Origin of the sequence: Rouxiella sp. Mn2063, from assembly GCF_049319665.1 — a bacterium.
GTDB lineage: Bacteria > Pseudomonadota > Gammaproteobacteria > Enterobacterales > Enterobacteriaceae > JBMOUD01.
Genome location: NZ_JBMOUD010000006.1, coordinates 96,371 through 119,201 on the forward strand (window position 1 = coordinate 96,371; position 22,831 = coordinate 119,201).

Genomic DNA, 22,831 nt, shown 5'->3' on the forward strand with positions numbered 1-22,831 from the left:
GCATTAAATTCAGTGGCTACAGATGCCAATATGCAACATCGGCTTAGCTGTCGAGGTTTTAAACACCCTGACGTAGTTTGATAGTGACCGCCAAACGCGCCGGTGCAGTGGATGTGCTTATTGCTGAGCGGCTCACCTCTGCCGTTTCTACACAGACCATTGTCTTATAGCTATCATCAGCCATATCCTGCATTTTCACCGACAGCTCCGCACCAGGGTTCCAGCTAACTACATCACTATTATGATGGTTCTCTACAATAATGGTGCGATTTAACACCGGATCTTTGATGTGATTGATGGCTTGTGGTTGGGTATACACCCGGTCAACCTGACCATCAAAGGTCAAATCACCTGATTGTTTACCTGCTTCGCCATTGAGTACTTTATCAATATAAGACTCGCCTAAACCTGACACCGCCACTTGAGTAATGTCACCAATTTCAAAATAACTGTGCAATGCGCTGGTGGTTTCGAAATCACCCTGCGATTCGAGTTCAATTGAACATTCAGCACCGAGTTTGAAATGTGCGTGCAGTGTGAAAGCGTGCGGCCATAGCTGACGCGTTGCTTCGCTATCTTTTAACGTCAGGGTAAGAGCGACGCCGTTGGCATCTTCACTGTGCGCACTCAACTGCCAAAGTGAGGTGCGAGCGAAACCGTGGGAAGGTTTTCCAGCAGGACCAAACCATGGCCAGCAAATAGGTACACCGCCGCGGATCGCCGTGCCTGGGGTGAAAGCTGTCGCGGTGCTTAACCAGATAACTGGCTGTTCTCCGGTTGGTTGCCATGCCAGCAAATGTGCACCTTGTAAGGATAGCGCGGCGCGGAATTTATCATGCTTAATGACCAAAACGTCTAACTGGCCTTGTTGGCTTTTACTGATACTAGAAGAGATTTTTTCGTTAGCGGGTAGGGCAAAGAGTTGTTCAGTCATAATGATGTGGCCTGTTCAGATTAAATGAAAACAGCGACCTTCGGATGAACTGATAAGTGGTTTTTGAGTAAAGAGACAAACAAAAGGGCGACGTAATGTCGCCCTTCAATCAGTTCATCACATCAGCCAATTATTTGGAGATATGAGAGATCAGATCCAGAACTTTGTTTGAGTAACCAGTTTCGTTATCGTACCAAGAAACCAGTTTCACAAAGGTGTCGCTCAGTGCGATACCCGCTTTAGCATCGAATACAGAAGTCAGTTTTTCACCGTTGAAATCGGTAGAAACTACTTCGTCTTCTGTGTAACCCAGAATACCTTTCAGCTCGCCTTCAGATGCTTCTTTCAGCGCCGCACAAATTTCTTTGTAAGAAGCTGGTTTTGCCAGACGTGCAGTCAGGTCAACAACAGAAACGTTAGGGGTAGGAACGCGGAACGCCATACCAGTCAGTTTACCGTTCAGTTCTGGGATAACTTTACCTACTGCTTTAGCAGCACCGGTAGAAGAAGGGATGATGTTCTGGGATGCGCCGCGGCCGCCGCGCCAGTCTTTGTGAGACGGGCCATCAACGGTTTTCTGTGTTGCGGTAGTGGCGTGAACAGTGGTCATCAGTGCTTCAACGATGCCGAACTTGTCGTTGATGACTTTAGCCAGTGGAGCCAAGCAGTTGGTGGTACAAGATGCGTTAGAAACGATTTCTTGGCCAGCGTAAGCTTTGTGGTTCACGCCCATAACGAACATTGGGGTGTCATCTTTAGATGGGCCAGTCAGAACAACTTTCTTAGCGCCAGCTGCGATGTGCTTACGTGCAGTTTCGTCGGTCAGGAACAGACCGGTTGCTTCTGCTACTACGTCAACATTCACTTCATTCCATTTCAGGTTTGCTGGGTCACGCTCAGCGGTAACACGAATGGTTTTGCCGTTAACGACCAGATGACCGTCTTTAACTTCAACGGTACCGTTGAAACGACCGTGAGTTGAGTCATACTTAAGCATGTACGCCATGTAGTCAGCGTCCAACAGATCGTTGATTGCAACGATTTCGATGTCAGAACGTTCTTGAGCAGCACGGAAAACAATGCGACCGATACGGCCAAAACCGTTGATACCTACTTTGATAGTCATATATTCCACCAGCTAATTTATAGTGAATAAAAGGTTGGTTGTAAAATTACAAAAACCTTGCTGAGCGTCAAGCGGAATCGTGTCAATTGTTGCTGTAAGTCAAAGCTCCGACTCACTATTGCTTGCAAATTGCACGTTTCGTTTCTAAAAGTCAGTTGCTGTCTATATTGGGGGTTCTTGCCCGATATTAAACACCGGTTGGTTCAAATATGTGATCTAAATCACAAGCAATGAACCGTTAGTGTTGCAGCGAGTCAGTTTAGGTCAAAATCGACAGACTTAGTGTTAATTTTTTGTTAGAATATACAGTTATTTTAGTTGCTTTTCTTACTGAGCAGAGAATCATTACCATGACTAACGACGCTAAAAATAACAATCAGCCCCTGCAATTAACTGAAATCCAGCATTATGTGACGCAAGAAAGAGGGACTGAACGCCCTTACACCGGTAAATTACTGCACAACAAGCGCGAAGGTATCTATCACTGCCTGTGCTGCAACGCACCGCTATTTTATTCTGATACTAAGTATGAATCAGGCTGCGGCTGGCCAAGTTTCTACCAGCCTGTCACCCACGACGCCATTAACTACCTCACTGATAACACTCACAATATGGAGCGAGTAGAAATTCGCTGTGCGCAGTGTGATGCGCATTTAGGCCATGTATTCCCCGACGGTCCGCAGCCGACCGGTGAGCGCTATTGTGTGAACTCTGCGTCAATGAGCTTTACCGACGGTGAGAACGGCGAACGTACCGCTGGCTAATACGCGTTGCGTGTTGTAATTTTAACGACAAAATCGATTCAGCTTTGGCTGTTCAATGACGTGACGAATAGCCTGCGGGCAAAATAAGTCACGTGGGGAAGCGAAGATGGAAGTAAACGAATTAATCGGCGTGATGACACCTGAGATCTACCAGCGTTTAGTGCTGGCGGTAGAATTAGGTAAATGGCCAGATGGCGTAAGACTCACGCCGGAACAGAAAGAATACAGCTTGCAGGCCGTGATGCTATATCAGGCCCGCCACAATGTTGATGCACAGCACATGACAGTCGGTACTGACGGGCAGATTGTCACTAAAAGCAAACAAGAGTTGAAACAACAGTTTAGCCAGGATGCACTGATCCGCCTTAAACCTGAATAATTTCTCTGTTGTCTGTAGAGGGCGCGGTACGAAAAATATCCTCCGCGCCACTTCTTAATGTTCGCTTAGTGCTTGGGATGATTCGTCAGCCCGATGTGGTTCATCAAACTAAGGTGTCTCATCAAGCTAATGTGCTGAGCCAGGTTTGCAGGGTTTGTATTTGTGCCCCCGCTTGCTGCATGTCGAGAATAGCTTGCTCACCGTCGCTCGCGGCGAGATTAACCGCCCGACAACCTTCTGCTATCAATGTCACCTGATAGCCTAAACTCAACGCATCCAGCACGCTGAATTTCACGCAGTAATCCGTTGCTAAGCCCATCACCACCAGATGCGTAATCTGCTGTTGATGCAGCCACTCATCCAAGCCGGTAGCGGCTAATTTTCCATTGTCGAAAAAGGCACTGTAGCTGTCAATATCGGCATTCTGGCCTTTGTGTACGACAAAAGTTATCGCCGCTTTATTAAGCTCAGGGTGAAAATCGGCCCCAGATTGTTGTTCAATACAGTGTGCTGGCCACCATACCTGTGGCAAGCCTTCAAGTTCACCTAATGTCCAGGCCTGTTGCCCAGAATTCACGGCAAAACTGCGATGATTTTCCGGGTGCCAGTCTTGCGAGGCAACGATGTGCCAACCTGCGTTACTACAGGCCGCAATAGCCTGATTGGCAACCGCAATAGTCTGGTCGCCTTCAGTCACTGCTAACGCACCGCCGGGGCAGAAATCATTTTGCAGGTCGATCAGTAGTAGTGCTGATGTCATCTTGCCTCCTTTCCCCGTCATACTTGGGGCTGTCTCTGTGTTGGCTACGTTCACTCGTCCGAATCACTTACTTGAGTAAGCTCATCGGGACTTGTTCGCTTGCCGCCTTGATACAGCCCCAATTATTTAGGGGAGTATCCGTCATACTTGGGGCTGTCTCTGTGTTGGCTGCGTTCACTCGCCCGAATCACTTACTTGAGTAAGCTCATCGAGACTTGTTCACTTGCCGTCTTGATACAGCCCCAATTATTTAGGCGAAATGTTTTAGCTATTCTGTTAACTCACCGCGCAAGTCTTGTTGCATCAGGTGGCGGATCTCTTCTGCAGATAGTGACTGGCTTAACAGGTAATGCAATTTGGTTAGCGCCGCTTCCACTGTCATATCAAAGCCACTGATTACGCCTGAATGGGCAAGGGCATTACCTGTTGCATAGCCACCCATATCCACGCGACCAGAGATACACTGTGTCAGATTGACCACCACAATACCACGCTCGCTGGCCAGTTTTAGCTCGGCAAGTAAATCGCCTTTTTGTGGCGCATTGCCTACACCATAAGAGCGTAAAATCAATGCTTTTACTGGTGTAAGCAGATAGTTACGTACCACTTCGGCGGAAATCCCCGGATAAATCGTTACTACGCCAATGGGCTGCGGGGTGATGTTATGCACCACTAATTCTGCCGTTGGTGCAGGCAGTGACGGCGTTGCTAAACGGCGAATATGGATACCGGCTTCGAGCAATGGCGTCAGGTTTGGTGAGGCGAAAGCATCAAAGCCATCTGCGTGTGCTTTGGTGGTTCGATTGCCGCGATATAAACGGTTATTAAAGAACAGCGTTACTTCATTTACCGGGTGGTTGGCGGCGATATATAGCGAATTGAGCAGGTTGATTTGCCCATCGGATCGCAACGCTTCGAGCGGAATTTGTGACCCTGTCACTATTACCGGCTTGCCGAGATTCTCCAGCATGAAAGAGAGCGCAGAAGCGGTAAACGCCATGGTATCGGTGCCGTGCAAAATGACGAAGCCGTCATATTGGTCATAATGGGCTTTAATATCATCAGCGATATGCTGCCAATCTTCTGGCGTCATATCAGATGAGTCCATCAGGGGGGCATATTCTTTGATGGTAAAATCAGGCATTTCTGGGCGATGGAATTCAGGCATCAGCGCCAGTTGACGTTGTAGGTGACCAGAGACAGGGATATAGCCCTGTTCAGAACGCTGCATACCGATAGTACCGCCGGTGTAAGCAACGTAAATAGATTTCTTATTCATTAATAATATTCTTAAATTGTTGTTCTTAAGTTCAATAGCCAGACAGGCCAGGTGGGGGAATTATAGAGGTATAGTTGTCATACTTGAAGCCACAAAAAAATGGCCCCTTTGCAGGAGCCATTTCCGATATTTCGCTATTTACTGACAGTGATTATTTTACTTCACCGCAGGTCAGGCACAACGCATAGCGATTTTGCGGATCGTTCATGTTATTGAACAGGTCGGCTTGTGAACGCATTTGCAGTGCAACTTGTGCGACTGGCGCTGGCAGATAAGCTTGTGCAACGGCAGGCAACATCGCATAAACCGAAGCATTAACCTGAGAGAAGATAAGATCAGTCAGGCTTGGCTGGCTGGTAAACCAGTTCAGCTTCCATTTTGGCAATTTCGCCAGCTCAGCGGCTTTTTTAACAGCATCGTCAAAGTCACCTAACTGATCGACCAATCCGTTGTTTTTCGCATCGGTACCAATCCATACATGTCCTTGAGCAATCTGGTCGATTTGTTCAGGCGTTTTATTGCGTGATTTGGCCACCAAATCAAGGAAGGTTTTATAACCGTTCTCGATGTTCATCTGCATCATCTGCGAGAACTCTGGTGGTAAAGCTTTGGTAACAGCAATATCAGCCAACGGGGAGGTTGCAACGCCATCAGTATGTACGCCGAACTGACCCAATGTGTCCTGATAGGTATTGATCACGCCAAAGATACCGATTGAGCCGGTGAGGGTACTTGGGCTGGCAATGATGTAATTGGCTGGGGTTGAGATCCAATAGCCGCCTGAAGCCGCCATGCCACCCATCGATACCACCACAGGTTTTCCTGCAGCTCTCGCCGCGGCAAGTTCAGAGCGAATAACTTCTGAAGCACTCACGCTGCCGCCTGGGCTGTTAACGCGGAAGACAATCGCTTTGATTTTCGGATCTAAACGCGCCTGGCGAATTTGGTCCGCGGTTGTATCGCCGCCAACATCACCTGGCTGCTCTTGACCGTCGATAATCGCACCATTAGCGAAGATAACCGCAATCTGTGGATCTTTGCTATCTGGCTTCGGCGCAGGTGCATAATCGTAGATGCTGGTGTAGTTGAAATCTTTGTCTTGTTTGTTCCAGCCAAAGGCTTTCACCATATCTTGCTCAGCTTCACCACGAGACGTTAGCGCATCAACTAATTTGTTCTTCAGCGCATATTCTGCGGTATTGCCGCCCACTTGCTGCAATGCTGTAAGCATTGCTGTCGCACCTGGGAATAGTTGCTCTGGTGTCAGTTGGCGGTTAGCAGAGACGGTATTGAGATAATTACTCCATAGCGCACCAACCCAACGGCTATCGGCATCACGAGCGGCAGGCGACATATCATCGCGCATTAATGGCTCAACGGCGGATTTATACGTGCCTACACGGAAAATATTGGTCGTGACTTTGAGCTTATCGAGCAAGCTTTTGTAATACAGCGTGTTGGTCGCAAAACCATGCAAGTCGACCATACCCTGCGGCGACAGGTAGATTTTGTTCGCGAAGCTGGCCAGATAGTATTGCGTCTGGTTATAGCTGTCGCCAACGGCATAGATTGGTTTACCCGAGTCACGGAATTCACGCAGGGCTTTGCCAATATATTGCAGCGAAGCCTGATCGGTACCCGTGAAGTCACTCAAAGACAGCACCATACCGGTGATGTTCTTATCATCTTTTGCCTGGCGAATAGTGTCGACCAAGTCAAACAGGGAATTCTCTTGCAGACGGTTGCTTGATGTGCCCAATAATTCACGCCCAAATTGGCGCATTTTATTGTTCACAGAGGGTTTATCGACTACAGAACCGCTGAGATTGACTAACAGCGCACCTTTAGTTGGCGTATCGGCAGGTTTAGACTGCAAACCGAAGTACAAACCTACGCCCAGCAGAATAAGCAGAATAAGAAACAGATTGAGGATAAATTCTCTTACAAAGTTAAGCAGACGCCAGGTCCACTTAAAAAAACCGGCGATAATTCGCCATAATGTATGCATGTTCACTCCATGAAGAGAGATAAAGTCTGGTTATCCTAATGACCTATAGCTAAAAAGTCAGCTTTAAATCATGTCAGGATTTAGCAGACGTTTAGGTAGTCGTTAGCAACGTCGGCCTAATGTATGTTAACTTAAGCGTAATGAGATTCATTATTAACAAAATTCATTATCAGGAGAGAGACATGCAAGCCCTGGACCTACTGTTAAACCGCCGTTCTGCTTCTCGCCTTGCGGCACCAGCGCCTGCCGGTGTTGCACTGCAAAATATTATCAATGCTGGAATGCGTGCTCCTGATCATGGTGCACTCCAACCTTGGCGCTTTATTATTGCTGAAAACGACGGTTTGCAACGCTTTAGCCATGTATTAAAAGCAGCGGCCGAAGCCGATGGAATGGATGAGCAGGCCATTGAAAAAGCCACTCAGGCTCCTTTCCGTGCGCCGCAAATCATCACCATTATTGCTGCTTGTAAAGAGAGCGCAAAGGTTCCTGAGTGGGAGCAAGTGATCTCCGCAGGTTGTGCCGTGCATGCTATGCAGATGGCAGCACTGGCGCAAGGATTCAACGGTATTTGGCGCACCGGCGCTTGGACCGATCACGCGATTGTCCGTGAAGCGTTAGGCTGTGGCGAGAAAGATAAAATCGTAGGTTTCCTCTATTTAGGCACTCCGCAATTAAAAGCCAGCGCGCAGGTGACATCGGTAGATAGTTCGGCGTTTGTCAGCTATTTTTAATCGACATTATTAATGATTAACTATCGATCATAATATAAGTCGTTCGATTATCAGGCAGCCATTTGGCTGCCTGAATTGTTTGTTGCAGGTTAAAATTCTGCGGGAAATATTCTGATAACGCATTGTTTCGTTGTTTTTGTGAGCGGGCGTGATCATTACGCGCGTTTCCTGACTTACCAATTGCGTTCTCAACCGCTAACATAGGCGACCTGCCGAACTGTCTGCCAGATGTGCAGATAGAGTTCCATGTCATATCAGAAGGGAAACACATTGATAGCAATAAACTCTGAACACTTCACCGACTCTATTCTGTTAGCTGAGAGCCTGGCCTAATGCGCTTGTTTATTGCCGAAAAACCCAGTCTTGCCCGTGCGATTGCCGATGTTTTGCCCAAGCCGCATCGTCGTGGAGATGGCTATATCGCTTGTGGAAATAATGATGTTGTCACCTGGTGTGTTGGCCACCTATTGGAACAGGCACAACCTGATGCTTATGACAGTCGCTTTGCCCGCTGGTCTCTAGAAGACTTACCCATCATCCCTGATAAATGGCGTTTGCTGCCAAGGCCTTCGGTCAGCAAACAGCTCAATGTCATCAAAACATTATTACAAGATGCCAGCCAAGTGATCCACGCCGGTGACCCCGATCGTGAAGGACAGTTGCTGGTGGATGAAGTACTGGATTATCTTGAACTCACCGCGGAAAAACGGCAAAACGTTCAGCGCTGTCTGATTAATGACCTTAACCCGCAGGCGGTGGAACGTGCGGTAGAGCGCCTGCGCTCAAACCGTGATTTTATTCCGCTATGTGTATCCGCATTGGCCCGGGCTCGCGCTGACTGGTTATATGGCATCAATATGACCCGTGCTTATACCATTTTAGGTCGCAATGCCGGCTATAACGGCGTCTTGTCGGTTGGGCGTGTACAAACGCCGGTATTAGGTCTGGTCGTTCGGCGTGATGAAGACATTGAAAATTTCGTCCCGAAAGATTTCTTTGAAGTTCGTGCTCATATCGTGACGCCTGCTGACGAGCGTTTTGTGGCCATTTGGCAGCCGAGTGAATCTTGCGAACCTTATCAGGATGAAGAAGGGCGTTTATTACATCGTCCATTGGCCGATCATGTGGTGACGCGTATCGGCGGACAGCCGGCGATTGTTACCGGTTATAATGATAAACGCGAGCCAGATACCGCACCGCTGCCATTTTCGCTTTCTGCATTGCAAATTGAAGGCGCAAAGGCCTTTGGCCTGAGCGCTCAGCAAATTCTGGATATCTGCCAGCGTTTGTATGAAACCCACAAATTAATCACCTATCCGCGTTCGGATTGTCGATATCTGCCGGAAGAGCATTTTGCCGGGCGTCACGCGGTATTAAACGCGATTTCCATCCACCAACCAGATCTATTGCCACAACCGGTGGTTGACAGCGATCGCCGAAATCGTTGCTGGGATGATAAAAAGGTCGATGCACACCACGCAATTATTCCTACCGCGCGCAGCAGCAAAGTTAATCTTACGCACGATGAAAGTAAGATTTTTGGCCTAATTGCCCGCCAATATTTAATGCAGTTCTGTCCCGATGCCGTATTCCGCAAATGTGTGATTGATTTAGATATCGCAGGCGGTAAGTTTATAGCCAAGGCACGTTTTCTGGCCGATGCGGGATGGCGTACTTTGCTTGGCAGCAAAGAGCGCGATGAAGAGAACGAAGGAACACCGCTGCCGGTTGTTGCCAAAGGGGATGAATTACTTTGTGAGCGGGGGGAAGTGGTTGAACGCCAGACGCAACCGCCGCGTCCGTTTACCGATGCTACGCTATTATCAGCGATGACCGGTATTGCGCGTTTTGTGCAAGATAAAGCCCTAAAGAAAATCCTGCGTGCGACCGATGGTTTAGGGACTGAGGCTACGCGTGCTGGGATTATTGAATTACTGTTCCGACGCGAGTTCTTATATAAAAAGGGGCGTTATATCCATTCGAGCGAGACAGGCAGAGCCTTGATTCACTCGCTACCGGATATTGCTGCCCGCCCGGATATGACCGCTGACTGGGAATCAACTTTGACCCGTATCAGCGAGAAAAACTGTCGCTATCAGGATTTTATGCAGCCTCTGGAGATGACATTGCAAGACTTGATCGTTCAGGCCAAGCGTAATCGTGTGTCGCCTGCGTTTCGCAGTCTCTCGGCAAAACCGAAAACAGCGGCGCCAAATAAGCGCCGTAAACCCTCGTCAAAAGTGAAGGATACGAAACAAAATGATGAATAAACGTATGTTTACCTTGTTGTTAGTGGCTTCACTCAGCGCGGCAGTTCCGGCATTAGCCGCACAGCAGGGGTATCGCCCTGACGTTGCCGTGCAATTACCCGCGGAAGTTTGGGATGCAGGTAACGCCAGCCGCAATGCTGCGCCGCCATGCCATCGCTGCTGTATTTATAATGACCAGAATTATTCCGAAGGTGCAGTCGTCACGGTAAAAAATGTGGTATTGCAATGCGTACGCGATCCCAATGTGCTCAGTACCGGCGGCGATGATTTACACTGGCAGCGTTTAGATAAATAATCGGACGGACCAAGTGACAGTGTCACTTGGTCGTTTATTACCACCCAACCGGCAGTACATCAAATAACGACATCATGGCGTAGACAACGCTTGCCAGATAAATCAAAACGATCATCCCTTTTACCAGCGGATGCGTAATTGCCGCGCTACATTGCCAAAGAGTCTGTTGGTCACCGCTGCGTCGTGCGCCTTTTAGAATAAACATCGGCATGATAGAGAGCACGACGCCGCTGAAAACGCCGGGAATATACAGGGCATTCACAAACGAAATTAACCCGCTATAGGCCAGTACAAAAGGTGGGATGACCACCAGTAATATGGCATACAACCGACGCCGCGCAACGTTGTCGACATCCCAGCGAAAGCGGTCGCCTATATTGGTCAGCAGGCTACCGCCCAATCCCCAGTAAGATGTGAGCATGGCAAACAAGGCAAAAATATTGGCAGAAAAGAAAGCCCATTCCCCCAGTGCCTGGCCCCAACTTAAAGTGGCAACCTCAGAAATATTATCCAACCCACTCAACGCAATGACCGAAATAGGGATCGCGGCCAATAGTAATAGCGTTATCACCATTCCAGTCACAATCGCTTTGGGCAGCATGGCGGGTTTATCACTAAAACCACGGGCCATCTCCGGTACGATGTATTGCGCTGAGAAGCAAAAAACCACCACGTTGAACACCGGCGCCATATAGATCCAATTGCCAGCCAGTAAATGTGTTAGATCGGTTTGTTGCTGCATAAAGGTGGCGATAAATAAAATCAGCACCATCAATATCATGCAGATACAAATAAGTTTTTCACTGCGGCCTATCATCTTCAAACCGAACCATAACACCCCAGCGGCGGGCACAAAAAACACCAGGCTACCCATCGACGGGGAAAGCCCTAGCAACGATTGCAACAGCTTGCCGCTGCCGCTCATATAGGCTGTTAACGCGCCGAGGGAATTGACGCAGACGCTGGCAAACATCAGCCACGACCCAAATTTACCGACGTAGCGCAAAGTTAAACCGCTCAGTTGCAGCTGCGCTCGGGTACGCAGCGTTGATTCGGCAACATACAACATGGTGAAGGTGGTAAAAATACACACCACGACCAGCCAAAAGAGCAATGGCATAAAACCAGCCTGGCGTGAGGCATAGGCAATCGACAAGGCTCCGGCACCAATATTGGTACCGACAATCATGGCAACGCCTTCAATAAAGCTCAGTGATTTTTCTGTCGTTCGCGCATGCTCTGCATTACTGATAATAAGGGGTGATGACATGACGGCTCCTACAATACGACGTTTTTGAGATAGAGCGTGATAACCCGAGAAATGGGATTGGGTTATCACAAGTGTCACTCAGCTGTTTTATGCCGCCGTGTGGGCTTCTATTGCTTGTTGTAGAATATTGAGTGCGCGCTGGAATTGGTCATCGGGGATAGTTAACGGATAAAGGAAGCGGATAACGTTACTGTGTTGTCCACAAATAAGCAGTAACAGGCCATGTTTCATCGCGTATTGTTGCACGTCACGAGTCATGCAGGCGTCTGGTCGTTTAGTGTTGGGATCGCAGAACTCGACGGCGATCATCGAACCACGAGCGCGTATTTCGGCAATCGCTGGCTGATTTTTACTGCTTTGCCGTAAAGTATCGGCCAATTTATCGCCAAGCTTGATCGCACGTTGGCATAGCTGCTCTTCGTCAATGATATCTAACACCGCATGGGCGGCGGCAATAGCCAAAGGATTACCTGCATAGGTGCCTCCCAATCCCCCGGGTTCTGGAGCATCCATGATTTGGGCTCGGCCAGCGACAGCCGACAGCGGTAAGCCTGCTGCCAGGCTTTTTGCCATGGTGATTAAATCCGCCTTGGCGGCATAGTGCTCCATGGCAAACAGTTTGCCGGTACGGGCAAAACCACATTGCACCTCATCGGCAATCAGCAGAATTTTGTGTTGATCACAACATTCGCGCAGACGTTGCATAAAATCGGCGGGTGCAATATTAAAGCCACCTTCGCCTTGAATAGGCTCTAACACAATGGCGGCGACATCTTGCGCGGCAATGTCTTGGGCAAACACCGCCTCCAGGCTTTGCATGGCATCATCGACACTGACGCCGTGTAAGGTATTGGGATAACGGGCATGAAACACCGACGCGGGCATTGGGCCGAATTTGTTCTTATAAGGGCTGGTTTTTCCAGTCATTGCCATCGTCATATAAGTGCGCCCATGGAACGCGCCGCCAAAGGTAATAATGCCATGACGGCCGGTGCTGGCGCGGGCAATTTTAACCGCATTTTCTAGCGCTTCGGCTCCGGTACTAAAAAATGCGGTTTTTACTGCGCCCGGAATAGGCACTCGGTCATTGATACGCTCGGCCAGATGGACATAGCTCTCGTAAGGCACGATTTGATAAGCGGTGTGGGTGAACTTATCTAACTGGCGAGCTATTGCGGCAATTACTTTTTTATGGCGATGGCCGGTATTAAGTACGGCGATCCCGCCGGCAAAATCGATAAACTCTCGTCCTTCGACATCCCATAGCGTGGCGTTATCGGCATGTTCAGCGAACCAATCACACATAACACCAATACCACGTGGGGTTGCCTGCTGTTTACGCATACCTAATGCTGCATTTTTGTCTTCCATTGCCTCACCTCTTGATAACAAGTAATTTACAAAATTCACATACTGACGTTTATTTACCTGCTAGTGGAAAGGCTTGACGAGAGCCATTTATCAGTCAACGGAGGGAACCAATTGCGAACTTTGCATGCAGATCATCTTTTGCAACGTCTACAGTGCGAAACTGAAGGCGCATTGCACCATCGGCTATTTATTTGTTTACGGGCAGCCATTGTTGAGGGCGTTTGGTTACCGAACAGTCGTCTACCCGCAACGCGAGATTTAGCTCAAGAATTGAGTGTGTCACGCAATACAGTGATCAATGCCTATGAACATTTACTGGCCGAAGGCTATGTCAGTGCGCGTATTGGCAGCGGCACGCGAGTAGCTGCAACCTTGCCAGAAAGCTACCTGAATGCAGCTAAAATGCCGTTCAACGAGCAGGGCGATGATGTTAAAAATGTGACGTTGTCACGAAGGGGTGTTGATTTGCTCAATGCCGCGGGAGTGTCACCGCATCAATGGGGAGCATTTGTGCCAGGCGTACCGGATGTCACCCAATTCCCCCACGCGCTGTTTAGTCGCCTTTATGCAAAATTTAGCCGTGCTCCCGATCATGAGCGCCTTATTTATGACAACCAAGGCGGCTGTGAGGTATTACGCACTACTTTGGCTGACTATTTACGAGAAACTCGCTCGGTACGTTGCGATGCTGAGCAAATCCTGATTACTGAAGGGGTTCATCAGGCAGTCGATCTGGTCTCACGTATGCTGTGTGACATCGGCGATAGGGCATGGATTGAAGACCCCTGCTATTGGGGGATTCGTAATATCATGCGCATTAATGGGCTTGATGTGATTTCGATGCCGGTTGATCACGAAGGAATGAACCCCGATCCTGATGTCGAGAAGGCACCGCCGCGAATTATTATGGTAACGCCCTCGCATCAATATCCGCTCGGCTCTCACTTGAGTCTTGCTCGCCGCCGGCAATTATTAGAGATGGCTCGACGTTATCAAAGCGTGATCGTGGAAGATGATTACGACAATGAGTTTCGATTTTCTGGCCAACCGTTTCCTTCGTTACAAGGGCTAGAAGCCGATGCGCCGGTTGTCTATATCGGTACGTTCAGTAAAACGCTATATCCTGGTTTGCGTATTGGCTACATGGTCGTGCCCAAAACATTAATTGGGCCATTACGAGCGGCGGCGGCAGAGTTGTATCGCAGCGGACATTTGTTGGTACAACGGACATTGGCCGAGTTTATTATTCAGGGGCATTACGCGGCCCATATCCGGCGGATGAGACTGCTTTATGGCCGACGACACGCTTTCTTGGTTGATCTGATTAAACGTTATCTGGGCGAGCATTTTTTGCATGAATTTAATCAAGATGCCGGTTTGCACCTGGTGGTAAAACTGCCGCAATCTTGTGATGACCTTGCCATTGCCTCACAAGCGGTTAAACGCGGTGTTAAGGTGCGGGCCTTGTCTCCCTATTATTGGCAAACGCAGCAGCAGCCACAGCGAGGGTTAATACTGGGCTTTGCCTGCGTGGAAGAAAAGGCAATGTTCGATGCGCTGTGCACACTGCGTAATTGTTTGCTTGATGCAGGCGTAAGTATCGATAAATAACATAAAAAAAGCCCCATACCGCCAAGGCGAAATGGGGCCAGCGCCACTTATCTCAATCTGAGATAAGTGGGTTATTAGAAGGATTATTTTTTATCTTTAGTGACTTTGCTAACGTCAGAGGCGGAAACCGCCGCCGCCTGATTGCCCCATGAGCCGCGGATATAGGTCAATACATCAGCCATTTGCTGGTTGTCTAATACGCCTTTATAGCCAGGCATCTTATAAGATAAGTTGCCTTCGGTACGCGGCGTTTCGGCACCCATTGAAATGACGTTAATCAGGTTAATCGGATTATCAATGGTGACCAGCCCGTTACCGGCCAGCGCCGGGATAACGTAATCATGTCCCTGACCATTTACGCCATGACAGGTCGAGCAATAAGTCTTATAGAGCTTCTCTGCCGAGGTATTAACGCTTACCGCCGCCGTTTTTTCTGCTGTGGCAACGGGGGCTGATAGCGATTTTAGATAGACGGCGATACTTTGCAGATCTTCATCTGAAAGGTACTGCGTGCTATTCGTGACTACCTCAGCCATCGGGCCGGCAAAGGATTTATGCACACTTTGCCCGGTCTTAAGCAACGCAACTAACGTCGCTTCATCTCTTTGCGATCCGCGGATATTAGGTGCATACCAGCCACCAATCTCAGAACCAGATAAATAATCAGCTGAATCCTGAGTCAGCCCTTTTTCTTGCAAGGCCAAGCCGCGCGGCGTATGACAAGCGCCACAGTGTCCTAATCCCTGCACTAAATACGCTCCGCGATTCCACTGCGCGTCGTGTCCAGCATCTGGGACAAACTTCTTATCCTCATGGAACAGTGTCTGCCAGACGGCGAGAGGCCAGCGGATGTTCAGTGGCCAAGGGATATCGCTGTTACGATTTCCCACGTCCTGCGGCAGAACGCCCTGCATGAAATAATCGTACAGCGCGTGCATATCTTCATCACTGAGCTTGGCGAAAGAGGAATAAGGCATCGCCGGGTAAAGGTTATGTCCATCTTTAGCTTTACCTTCACGCATCGCGGTATCAAAGTCGCTAAAACTATATTCACCAATACCAGACTTAACGTCCGGCGTAATATTGGTCGAGTAAATTACGCCAATCGGTGTTTCGATGGCTTTACCCCCCGCGAAGGGCTTATCGTTGGACGATGTATGGCAGGCGGTACAATCTCCAGCACGTGCCAGATATTCTCCGCGAGAGATATCCGCGATTTTGGCATGTGCGGGTAATGTACTTAGCAGCAACAAGGCTAACAGCGACTTTTTCATGCTTCACCTCCTTGTACGCCAGATTGAGTAATTTCTTGTACAGCACGCCAGCCTTGGTCCATCGCCGAATGCGCATAAGGGCTCCAGTCAGAGTCGGAGTTAGCAATATGAATATTGCCAAACGGCTGGCGGGCGGTCTTGATGATTTTCTCTGATTCGTCTTCGTTATCGAATAGCGAGTTGACGGTGTAAGAGTAGCCATGAGCCCAGCGGTTGACGGTGATCGCCAGAATATCTTTTTCATGATCAAAGCCCGCTTCGCCAAACATGCCTTGCAGCTGCTTGCGGATCATTTTCTCATGTTCGGAGAACGGCATTGCCAATAATGTCGCACGTCCTATGCGCGATTGCTCGCGTGCGGACAGCGTGCTGCCTGGCATAGTGGGAACGTAAACCATATGCAGGCACATTGGCGCATCTGGGGTTTTCGGATGCTCATAACCGCCCATGCTCACCGGGTAGTCTAATTTTACGCGGCTATAAGGCGCAGCGGGGGAATAGATTTCATGCACGCCCAGCTTGACGAAAGGTTGCCAGTTGCGGATCACTACTTTGGTGTAAACCAGCGGTGCTTTAACGTTTTCTCGCAGAGCATCCTTTTGCGCTTCCGGTAATGAAGGAACCACATAAGGGATCAGCATATTATAGCCAGCCATAATCACTTTCTTGGCTCTGACTTTTTGCAAATCTTGGTTTTTATGTAGATAGGTAACGTCTGCCTGGTTATCGGCAATATTCTCGACATGCAGCCCGATAGCATTAAGGCGCAGGCGAGTATTCGCACCTGGTTTGTCGAGTTGTGCATAGTCAAACTTGGCTTTCACAATATCTTCCATGTCATGACCAGGTGCCACGTCAGGGATCAAACGGCGAACTAACAGGCGTGCCAAACTGGCGTTGCCATCGGGGAAGTGATAGATGTACGGGTCATCAAGTTCAGCCTGTTCGTCGGCTTCAAGCGGCGGCAACCCTAAGGCAGCAAAACCCGGTAACGCACATAACCGCGCATCCGAACACGAGGTAGCATCAATGCCGACCGCCTGGAAGTCATTGGTTCTTTGCTGGAAGAATTTAATCGCCAGCGGGCTGAGTTTGACTTTATCACGCAAGAATTGCGTATAGCTGTGCGAGCCAAGGTATTCAACTTTCTCGCTCTGCGACATTCCGGCCAGATAATCTACCGTTTCCTCGTGCAGTACGATCAGCGCCTTACGGTCGGCTTCTGGCAGAGGGAAATCGCCAATAAATTCAGCGTAGCTGCGGCCATTCAGGCGGTCCGGTGGAATATCATCAGCAACGTTACGGCCAGGATCGCCGGCAACGATTTTATTCACGCCGAAGTTCTCGCTATCAAAGTAGACACCGCGGCTTAGCCCCAGATCGGGATAGAAGGTACGCTGAAAGCCTGAGCCGAGCTTATCGACATCGACGGCGAGGTCCGCTAATACGCTCTTCGCAACTTTACTGTAAATAGATTTAGGCGACTGTAATGACTCGCTGCCACCGTAACCGAGTAGCATGCCATCCGGGGTAGTAAATTCGTTGCGTTTAGCATGGCCACCGAAGTCGTCGTGGTTATCAATGAGCAGGATTTTTTTATCCTCGCCCATCTGCTTACGGTAAAAGTGTGCCGCTGACAGGCCGCTAATACCGGCCCCAACAATCACCAGGTCATACTCTTCGATGACTGGCACGCTAGCGTAATCATACTGTTTGCCGCTACGAGCAATAGCATGAGCACCTTCAAAAGAACCATCGTGATTACCCCGCAATCCGGTTAATTCGGGAGGGTAATACAGGGTTTGTTGTGCCACATTGGGCGCAGCTTTCAGTATTTGAAATGGCGTCATGCCAGCAACAACGGTGATGGCGACACCATTGATAAAATCTCTACGGGTTATGTTCATAATTACCTAGTGTTTTAATTATTTCGCAGCAGTCATGATTAAAAAGAAAACATGTTTGCTGCTTATGGATTATAAAGTTTTCTGAATGCTTCGGATGTATGCTGTGTAGTCCGAATAAGGCTTGTTTATGCGATAGTCATAAATCCATTAGTTTTCTTTATTTAACACTAATAAAATTATCTATCTCCGTAAGATTCCCATTGTTAGCCAGGATACGGTTTTGTTATCTTTTTGGCCGCATTCTGTTAAATGATAGCTTATCTTAGCGAGTAGGGGAATAACCCTAGGCTTTGTGTGATGCGTTTGGCGGAGAGGGAGTTTTTACTAGTTGTACCTAAAAATTAGTATAGCTTAGGCCCGATGACGTTGGCAAAAGGATAATTTCCTTGTCTGTTTTTTTAAGTCTACATTTGTATGAATAACCTTTATTAGGATTAATTTTAATTAATTCCATGTAAGATTTTTATTACTTAACAATAAACTCCTTGAGCTTATTGTTGTATTGTTATTTTTATGTAATTAAATTATTGGTGATAATGTTTCATGGTATTACCGCCCCCATTTATGTCTTTAGGTATGAACTTGTCGTTACCATGTAATGAACTCTGTATTAATAGTTTTTCATTTCACTCTCGTAAATGAGAAAATCTAGTAATCATATTGAGTTAGGTATTTTTCTTAAGAGGAAGAAATATGGGAATATATGTTTTCTATTTCTTGCCTGTTAGTGGGTATTTATCTATATTCGAAGGATTTCGCATTTCTATAAATTTTTTAGCTATGTGGCGAATCGTATTCACAAACTGTGCTCATAGGTGGTGGGTTTTAGCGTGAAGCCTGTGAAGGTAGCGCCAATATCAAATTGGCTTTTAGCCTTGCCAGGCATCAAAAAAAGTAGGGCAGTCTGTGGAACTGATAGTGTGAAAATATAGCAATAGGAAAGAAATAATCTTCATTATTATAACGTAAAAAAGTTAATGCTAAAAAATAACCATATTTGTAAGAAATAGATCTCACGTGAGTGGATACGTATTTAGTGCTGTAATTAACGAACCAAGCAATGACTTGCAAGAGTTTCATCCACGGCGTGATGACAACGCCTGAGTGTAGGACGGAAGGGAGTTCCGATGAAAATTTATCGACCACTATGGAATGAGGGGGCATTGCTGTCTCCCCAGCAGTTTCAGCAACAATCAGAATGGGAGTCTTTCAGGAGTGCAGGGGTGTCGGCGCTAACATCTCCTTTCCCATGGGGAGTTGAAAAGGCTGAATTTGATGAGAACTTACTGTCTTCGGGAGTAATCCAGGTCCGTCATCTACGGCTTTGGCTCCCAGATGGTACGCTGATTGACACGCTTAATAGTGATTTACCACCAGAACCTCGAGAATTAGACGCTGGTAAACTTGCCGGTCATGATGTTGTCACTGTTGTACTCGCGTTACCGCTGATGCAATCCGGCATTATCAATGTTCAACATGAGTCCTCGGTGACGGAAAGACCGCTGCGCTACCGTGAAGAATGGGTCACTATTCCCGATGCATTTGGCCCCGAAGAAGAATCGATGGCTGTCGCTCGTTTCAATTTATCTCTTCGTTTTCAGCATGAAAGTAATGAATCTTGGAAGACCTGCCCAATACTCCGCCTGGTACGTGATGGGCAAGGTGGGTGGCGACAGGATCTACAATTTATTCCTCCAATGGCTCTATTTTCAGCCAGTTCGACATTACGTGAACGCTTGGTCCTGCTAAACCGCCAACTACGTTCTCGTCGTCAGCGCCTGATGTCGATGCGTCGTGAGAGTAACGAACGACTGGCTGACTTTGCTGTCGCTGACGTTTCATTATTCTGGTTGTTGAATGCGCTTAATTCTCACGCCAGAGTACTAACCGAATTTGAGCATTTTTCCGCTCGTCACCCTGAACACGTGTGGGCAGAACTGGCTCGACTAGCAGGCAGTATGCTGACTTTCTCGCTTGAACATGATCTTGATGCCATTCCAGGTTATGACCATGCAGAACCGAGTAATTCATTTCCACCGTTGTTTGATCTTATTACTGCGTTACTTGAGGCTAGCCTGCCATCCAGGGTTATTGCTTTAGAAATGTCACGTACTGATGAGCAGACATGGAGGGCATCTCTTCACGATATTCGTTTGCGTGAAGAAGCGGATCTCTATCTCTCCGTACGTTCCGATATTCCCGCCTGGCAGATTGCTGAACGTTTCCCCGCGCTTTGTAAAGCCGGTTCTCCTGATGAAGTGAATGAAATTTCTAGTGTGGCACTAAAAGGCATACCTCTTATTCCGGTTAGCCGAGTGCCTGCTGCATTGCCGGTACGTCTGGAGAACCAGTTCTTTGCATTGGATATGGAGAGCGTGGCTGCTCGTGACATGCTGGAACAGGGGGTATGTATGTTCTATGTGCCTTCTCTTCTTGGCTCACTCGAACTCGAACTGTTTGCGGTATTACGCTCATGAGACAAGAAATAGATATTGACCAACTGATGGCAGAAACCTGGCTTACGGTCACCATGCTACGGCATGGCGCTACCACGCCAGATGGTAATGCACTGTATCAGAAGTGCTGTAAGCAAGTCGAAAGTGTTCGCGAGGCTCTGGTAAGCGCTAATTACGATGAGGCCAGCATCGAACACATTTCTTATGCTCAATGCGCTTTACTTGATGAAACAGTAATGAGCCGCAAGCCGAAAGAAGGGGAAACTGACGCCGGGCAACTCGTCTGGCGAACCGCGCCCTTACAAGCTAAATATTTTGGGTCTTTGCATGCGGGTGAAGCGCTTTGGGATCGTATCGCTGAAGTGTTACGTCAGCCCACGCCTATTATTGCGGTATTGACCTGTTACCACCGAGTATTATCTCTAGGGTTTCAGGGACTATACAGCGTACAAGCAGTGAGTCAGACTCTGCGTGACGAGACGCTGAAAACTCTCAGTGAACGAGTTACTCCTTTTCATAACGATCTTTCCCTGGTTATTCACCGAACGGGCAAACGCCGCTACAACCTACTGCGTTCTGTCTGGTTTTGGATCGCTTTTGCCGTTGTCCTTACCGCGAGCGTTTGGTGGGGAGGGCATACTTGGCTGCAGGCATTATTGTCCTCGCAATTGCCGGAGCTGCGACACTAATGCGTAAATCCGTCATCGTATCCAGTGTGCTACCCCTCCTCGCCAGTGCTGCTGCGTTGTTATGGCTGCTGTGGTACTTCTTTCCCATCCCCATCTGGATTAAAGGGATAGTCACGCTGGTGATGGTTATTGCTCTTTGTCGGCTGGGGGGGTTGGATTATTATCGCCGTCGACCACTTTCTGATACAGATCAAGCACTCGATTTCCTCTCCTTAGATCAATTAGGTCCTGTAGTACTGGTGTGCGGTGACGGAATGGATGACTTATTTCCTGATAAGCCACTGAGAAAAACGGCGCAAGGCTGTTGGCTTCGCGTCGGTGATCTCGATGCACTTACCGCGGTTATTCGCAACATTCAGGCACATTATCCTCGCCAGATAGGACAGCTTTCTATCATGTACTCCTGTTTGCCTGACAGGCATCAAGATGAAGCTGTTTTGCGGGCATCAGTAAAAGTATTGCGTCAGCAGGTTCGGCAAGTGAAATCTCTCACTGGATTCCAGATACCTGTTGTCCTCAATGGCCAATTTTCCGGCCCTGAAACGCCGTGGAACATTGTTCAGGGAGATAATCCCGTAGTTTGCCCTGTCGATGAGGCGCTCATTCCCCTGCGGGAATGGCAGCAGAAAGCAAATAACATCACGGTAATTCCAGTACTGAGCCAGGCTTTTGCGTTTACACGTGAGATTTTACTGGATGAGCTAGAGAAGACTGACCCGCTTTGCCCACCTGTTTATGCTTTGGCTGTGGTATTGCGATCCGGTGCTCCGAGTGAGGATGTGGGTTCTTTATGGTCTCACTGGTTACTTCATCGAGCGCAGCTTGAATTCCCAGAGATATCAGGACTAACCGAATACGCCCATCGCTTTGCCGATCCTTTGCTTTCTCTATTGTCGCCTTTTGCCATTCCTCTACAGGGTGGACAAACAACCCGACGCGTGATTTTCCTCCTGCTGTTATGTGCTTTGTGCGCGCTGAGTTTTTCTATTGCAAATAACCGTAACCTTATCCGTCAGGTAGGGACCGATTTACAGCGCTGGCATGCCATACCGATGTCTCATTATGAGCCGAAAGCGCAAGCACTGTCGGTCCTTAAACGAGACACATTGTTACTTGAGCGCTGGCAGCGGCAGGGGGAGCCCTTGAAATTAGCGCTGGGATTATATTCTGGTCAACATTTGTGGCTAGCTTTGCAACAAGCGATTGACACCTATATTGGTCCCGCACCTTCAGTAGTGGAAACTCCTCCCGAGCCGACTCAGGCTCCAACAACTATCCGCCTGGATAGCCTCTCGTTGTTTGATGTAGGTAAGTTCCAGCTCAAACCTGACAGTACCAAAATGTTAGTCAATGCGCTGATTGGCATCAAAGCCAAGCCGGGATGGCTGATTGTAGTAGCAGGACACACTGACATTACCGGCAATGCACAGGCAAATCAGACATTGTCACTCAAACGGGCAGAAGCGCTTCGTGACTGGATGTTATCTACCAGCGATGTGTCACCAACCTGTTTCGCCGTACAAGGCTATGGTGCGACACAACCGATAGCCAGTAATGATACCCCCGAAGGTCGTGCACTTAATCGCCGGGTCGAAATAAGTCTGGTGCCGCAGGCGAATGCCTGTCTGGCGAACGCCAGCCAATAGTGTGTTTTTGGTGATCACGCAGTATGGGGATCACCAAAGTAACTTTCATCTTTCGCCC

General features: G+C 48.4%; 18 protein-coding genes. 9 read left to right on the forward strand and 9 right to left on the reverse strand.

The window, feature by feature from the left end; translation table 11 throughout:
* Positions 1 to 58: 58 nt before the first annotated feature.
* Together ACL9RG_RS11185 and gapA are read right to left on the reverse strand one after the other, a co-directional pair.
* Positions 59 to 934, reverse strand: a complete 876-nt coding sequence (locus tag ACL9RG_RS11185) for a D-hexose-6-phosphate mutarotase (protein WP_422792691.1) — start codon at positions 932 to 934, stop codon at positions 59 to 61.
* Positions 935 to 1,064: 130 nt separating this feature from the next.
* Positions 1,065 to 2,060, reverse strand: coding sequence for a glyceraldehyde-3-phosphate dehydrogenase (gapA, locus tag ACL9RG_RS11190; RefSeq protein WP_422792692.1), 996 nt, complete (start codon positions 2,058 to 2,060; stop codon positions 1,065 to 1,067).
* 350 nt (positions 2,061 to 2,410) lie between these two features.
* On the opposite strand from gapA, the gene msrB reads away from it, so the two are divergent.
* Together msrB and ACL9RG_RS11200 are read left to right on the forward strand one after the other, a co-directional pair.
* A complete protein-coding gene (msrB, locus tag ACL9RG_RS11195; RefSeq protein ID WP_422792693.1) occupies positions 2,411 to 2,824 on the forward strand; it encodes a peptide-methionine (R)-S-oxide reductase MsrB in 414 nt (137 codons plus the stop codon).
* A gap of 106 nt (positions 2,825 to 2,930) precedes the next feature.
* Positions 2,931 to 3,203 carry a YeaC family protein gene (locus ACL9RG_RS11200; protein WP_422792694.1) on the forward strand — a complete coding sequence of 91 codons (273 nt, stop codon included), beginning with the start codon at positions 2,931 to 2,933 and terminating at the stop codon, positions 3,201 to 3,203.
* Between the two features lie 121 nt (positions 3,204 to 3,324).
* Here ACL9RG_RS11200 and pncA read toward each other — a convergent pair whose 3' ends face one another.
* The 3 genes from pncA to sppA form a co-directional block, all read right to left on the reverse strand.
* Positions 3,325 to 3,963: a bifunctional nicotinamidase/pyrazinamidase gene (pncA, locus tag ACL9RG_RS11205; RefSeq protein ID WP_422792695.1), complete on the reverse strand. Its 639-nt coding sequence runs from the start codon at positions 3,961 to 3,963 to the stop codon at positions 3,325 to 3,327.
* Between the two features lie 268 nt (positions 3,964 to 4,231).
* Positions 4,232 to 5,242, reverse strand: coding sequence for an asparaginase (ansA, locus tag ACL9RG_RS11210; protein ID WP_422792696.1), 1,011 nt, complete (start codon positions 5,240 to 5,242; stop codon positions 4,232 to 4,234).
* Positions 5,243 to 5,393: 151 nt separating this feature from the next.
* Positions 5,394 to 7,250, reverse strand: a complete 1,857-nt coding sequence (gene sppA / locus ACL9RG_RS11215; RefSeq protein ID WP_422792697.1) for a signal peptide peptidase SppA — start codon at positions 7,248 to 7,250, stop codon at positions 5,394 to 5,396.
* A 182-nt stretch (positions 7,251 to 7,432) separates the two neighbouring features.
* Here sppA and ACL9RG_RS11220 point away from each other — a divergent pair, with 182 nt between their 5' ends.
* The 3 genes from ACL9RG_RS11220 (at position 7,433) to ACL9RG_RS11230 (ending at position 10,549) form a co-directional block, all read left to right on the forward strand.
* Entirely contained in the window at positions 7,433 to 7,984 is a 552-nt protein-coding gene (locus tag ACL9RG_RS11220) for an NAD(P)H nitroreductase (RefSeq protein ID WP_422792698.1), read from the forward strand.
* Positions 7,985 to 8,316: 332 nt separating this feature from the next.
* Positions 8,317 to 10,254, forward strand: coding sequence for a DNA topoisomerase III (locus tag ACL9RG_RS11225; RefSeq protein ID WP_422792699.1), 1,938 nt, complete (start codon positions 8,317 to 8,319; stop codon positions 10,252 to 10,254).
* Positions 10,244 to 10,549, forward strand: a complete 306-nt coding sequence (locus tag ACL9RG_RS11230; RefSeq protein ID WP_422792700.1) for a DUF1496 domain-containing protein — start codon at positions 10,244 to 10,246, stop codon at positions 10,547 to 10,549. The genes ACL9RG_RS11225 and ACL9RG_RS11230 overlap by 11 nt, the downstream gene beginning before the upstream one ends.
* A 37-nt stretch (positions 10,550 to 10,586) precedes the next feature.
* On the opposite strand, the gene ACL9RG_RS11235 is transcribed toward ACL9RG_RS11230, so the two are convergent.
* Complete coding sequence (locus ACL9RG_RS11235) at positions 10,587 to 11,819, reverse strand: aromatic amino acid transport family protein (protein WP_422792701.1); 1,233 nt, start codon at positions 11,817 to 11,819, stop codon at positions 10,587 to 10,589.
* An 87-nt stretch (positions 11,820 to 11,906) separates the two neighbouring features.
* A complete protein-coding gene (locus ACL9RG_RS11240; RefSeq protein ID WP_422792702.1) occupies positions 11,907 to 13,190 on the reverse strand; it encodes a 4-aminobutyrate--2-oxoglutarate transaminase in 1,284 nt (427 codons plus the stop codon).
* 111 nt (positions 13,191 to 13,301) lie between these two features.
* On the opposite strand from ACL9RG_RS11240, the gene ACL9RG_RS11245 reads away from it, so the two are divergent.
* A complete protein-coding gene (locus ACL9RG_RS11245) occupies positions 13,302 to 14,801 on the forward strand; it encodes a PLP-dependent aminotransferase family protein (protein WP_422792703.1) in 1,500 nt (499 codons plus the stop codon).
* Positions 14,802 to 14,884: 83 nt separating this feature from the next.
* Here ACL9RG_RS11245 and ACL9RG_RS11250 read toward each other — a convergent pair whose 3' ends face one another.
* Positions 14,885 to 16,075 carry a c-type cytochrome gene (locus tag ACL9RG_RS11250; RefSeq protein ID WP_422792704.1) on the reverse strand — a complete coding sequence of 397 codons (1,191 nt, stop codon included), beginning with the start codon at positions 16,073 to 16,075 and terminating at the stop codon, positions 14,885 to 14,887.
* Positions 16,072 to 17,982, reverse strand: a complete 1,911-nt coding sequence (locus tag ACL9RG_RS11255; protein ID WP_422792705.1) for an NAD(P)-binding protein — start codon at positions 17,980 to 17,982, stop codon at positions 16,072 to 16,074. Before ACL9RG_RS11255 ends, ACL9RG_RS11250 begins: the two co-directional genes overlap by 4 nt.
* Positions 17,983 to 19,109: 1,127 nt before the next feature.
* Here ACL9RG_RS11255 and tssK point away from each other — a divergent pair.
* The 3 genes from tssK to ACL9RG_RS11270 are packed head-to-tail and all read left to right on the forward strand — an operon-like array spanning position 19,110 to position 22,773.
* Entirely contained in the window at positions 19,110 to 20,459 is a 1,350-nt protein-coding gene (tssK, locus tag ACL9RG_RS11260) for a type VI secretion system baseplate subunit TssK (RefSeq protein WP_422792706.1), read from the forward strand.
* Positions 20,456 to 21,127, forward strand: coding sequence for a type VI secretion system protein TssL, short form (gene tssL, locus ACL9RG_RS11265; RefSeq protein ID WP_422792707.1), 672 nt, complete (start codon positions 20,456 to 20,458; stop codon positions 21,125 to 21,127). Before tssK ends, tssL begins: the two co-directional genes overlap by 4 nt.
* A complete protein-coding gene (locus ACL9RG_RS11270; protein ID WP_422792841.1) occupies positions 21,127 to 22,773 on the forward strand; it encodes an OmpA family protein in 1,647 nt (548 codons plus the stop codon). Before tssL ends, ACL9RG_RS11270 begins: the two co-directional genes overlap by 1 nt.
* Positions 22,774 to 22,831: the final 58 nt, after the last annotated feature.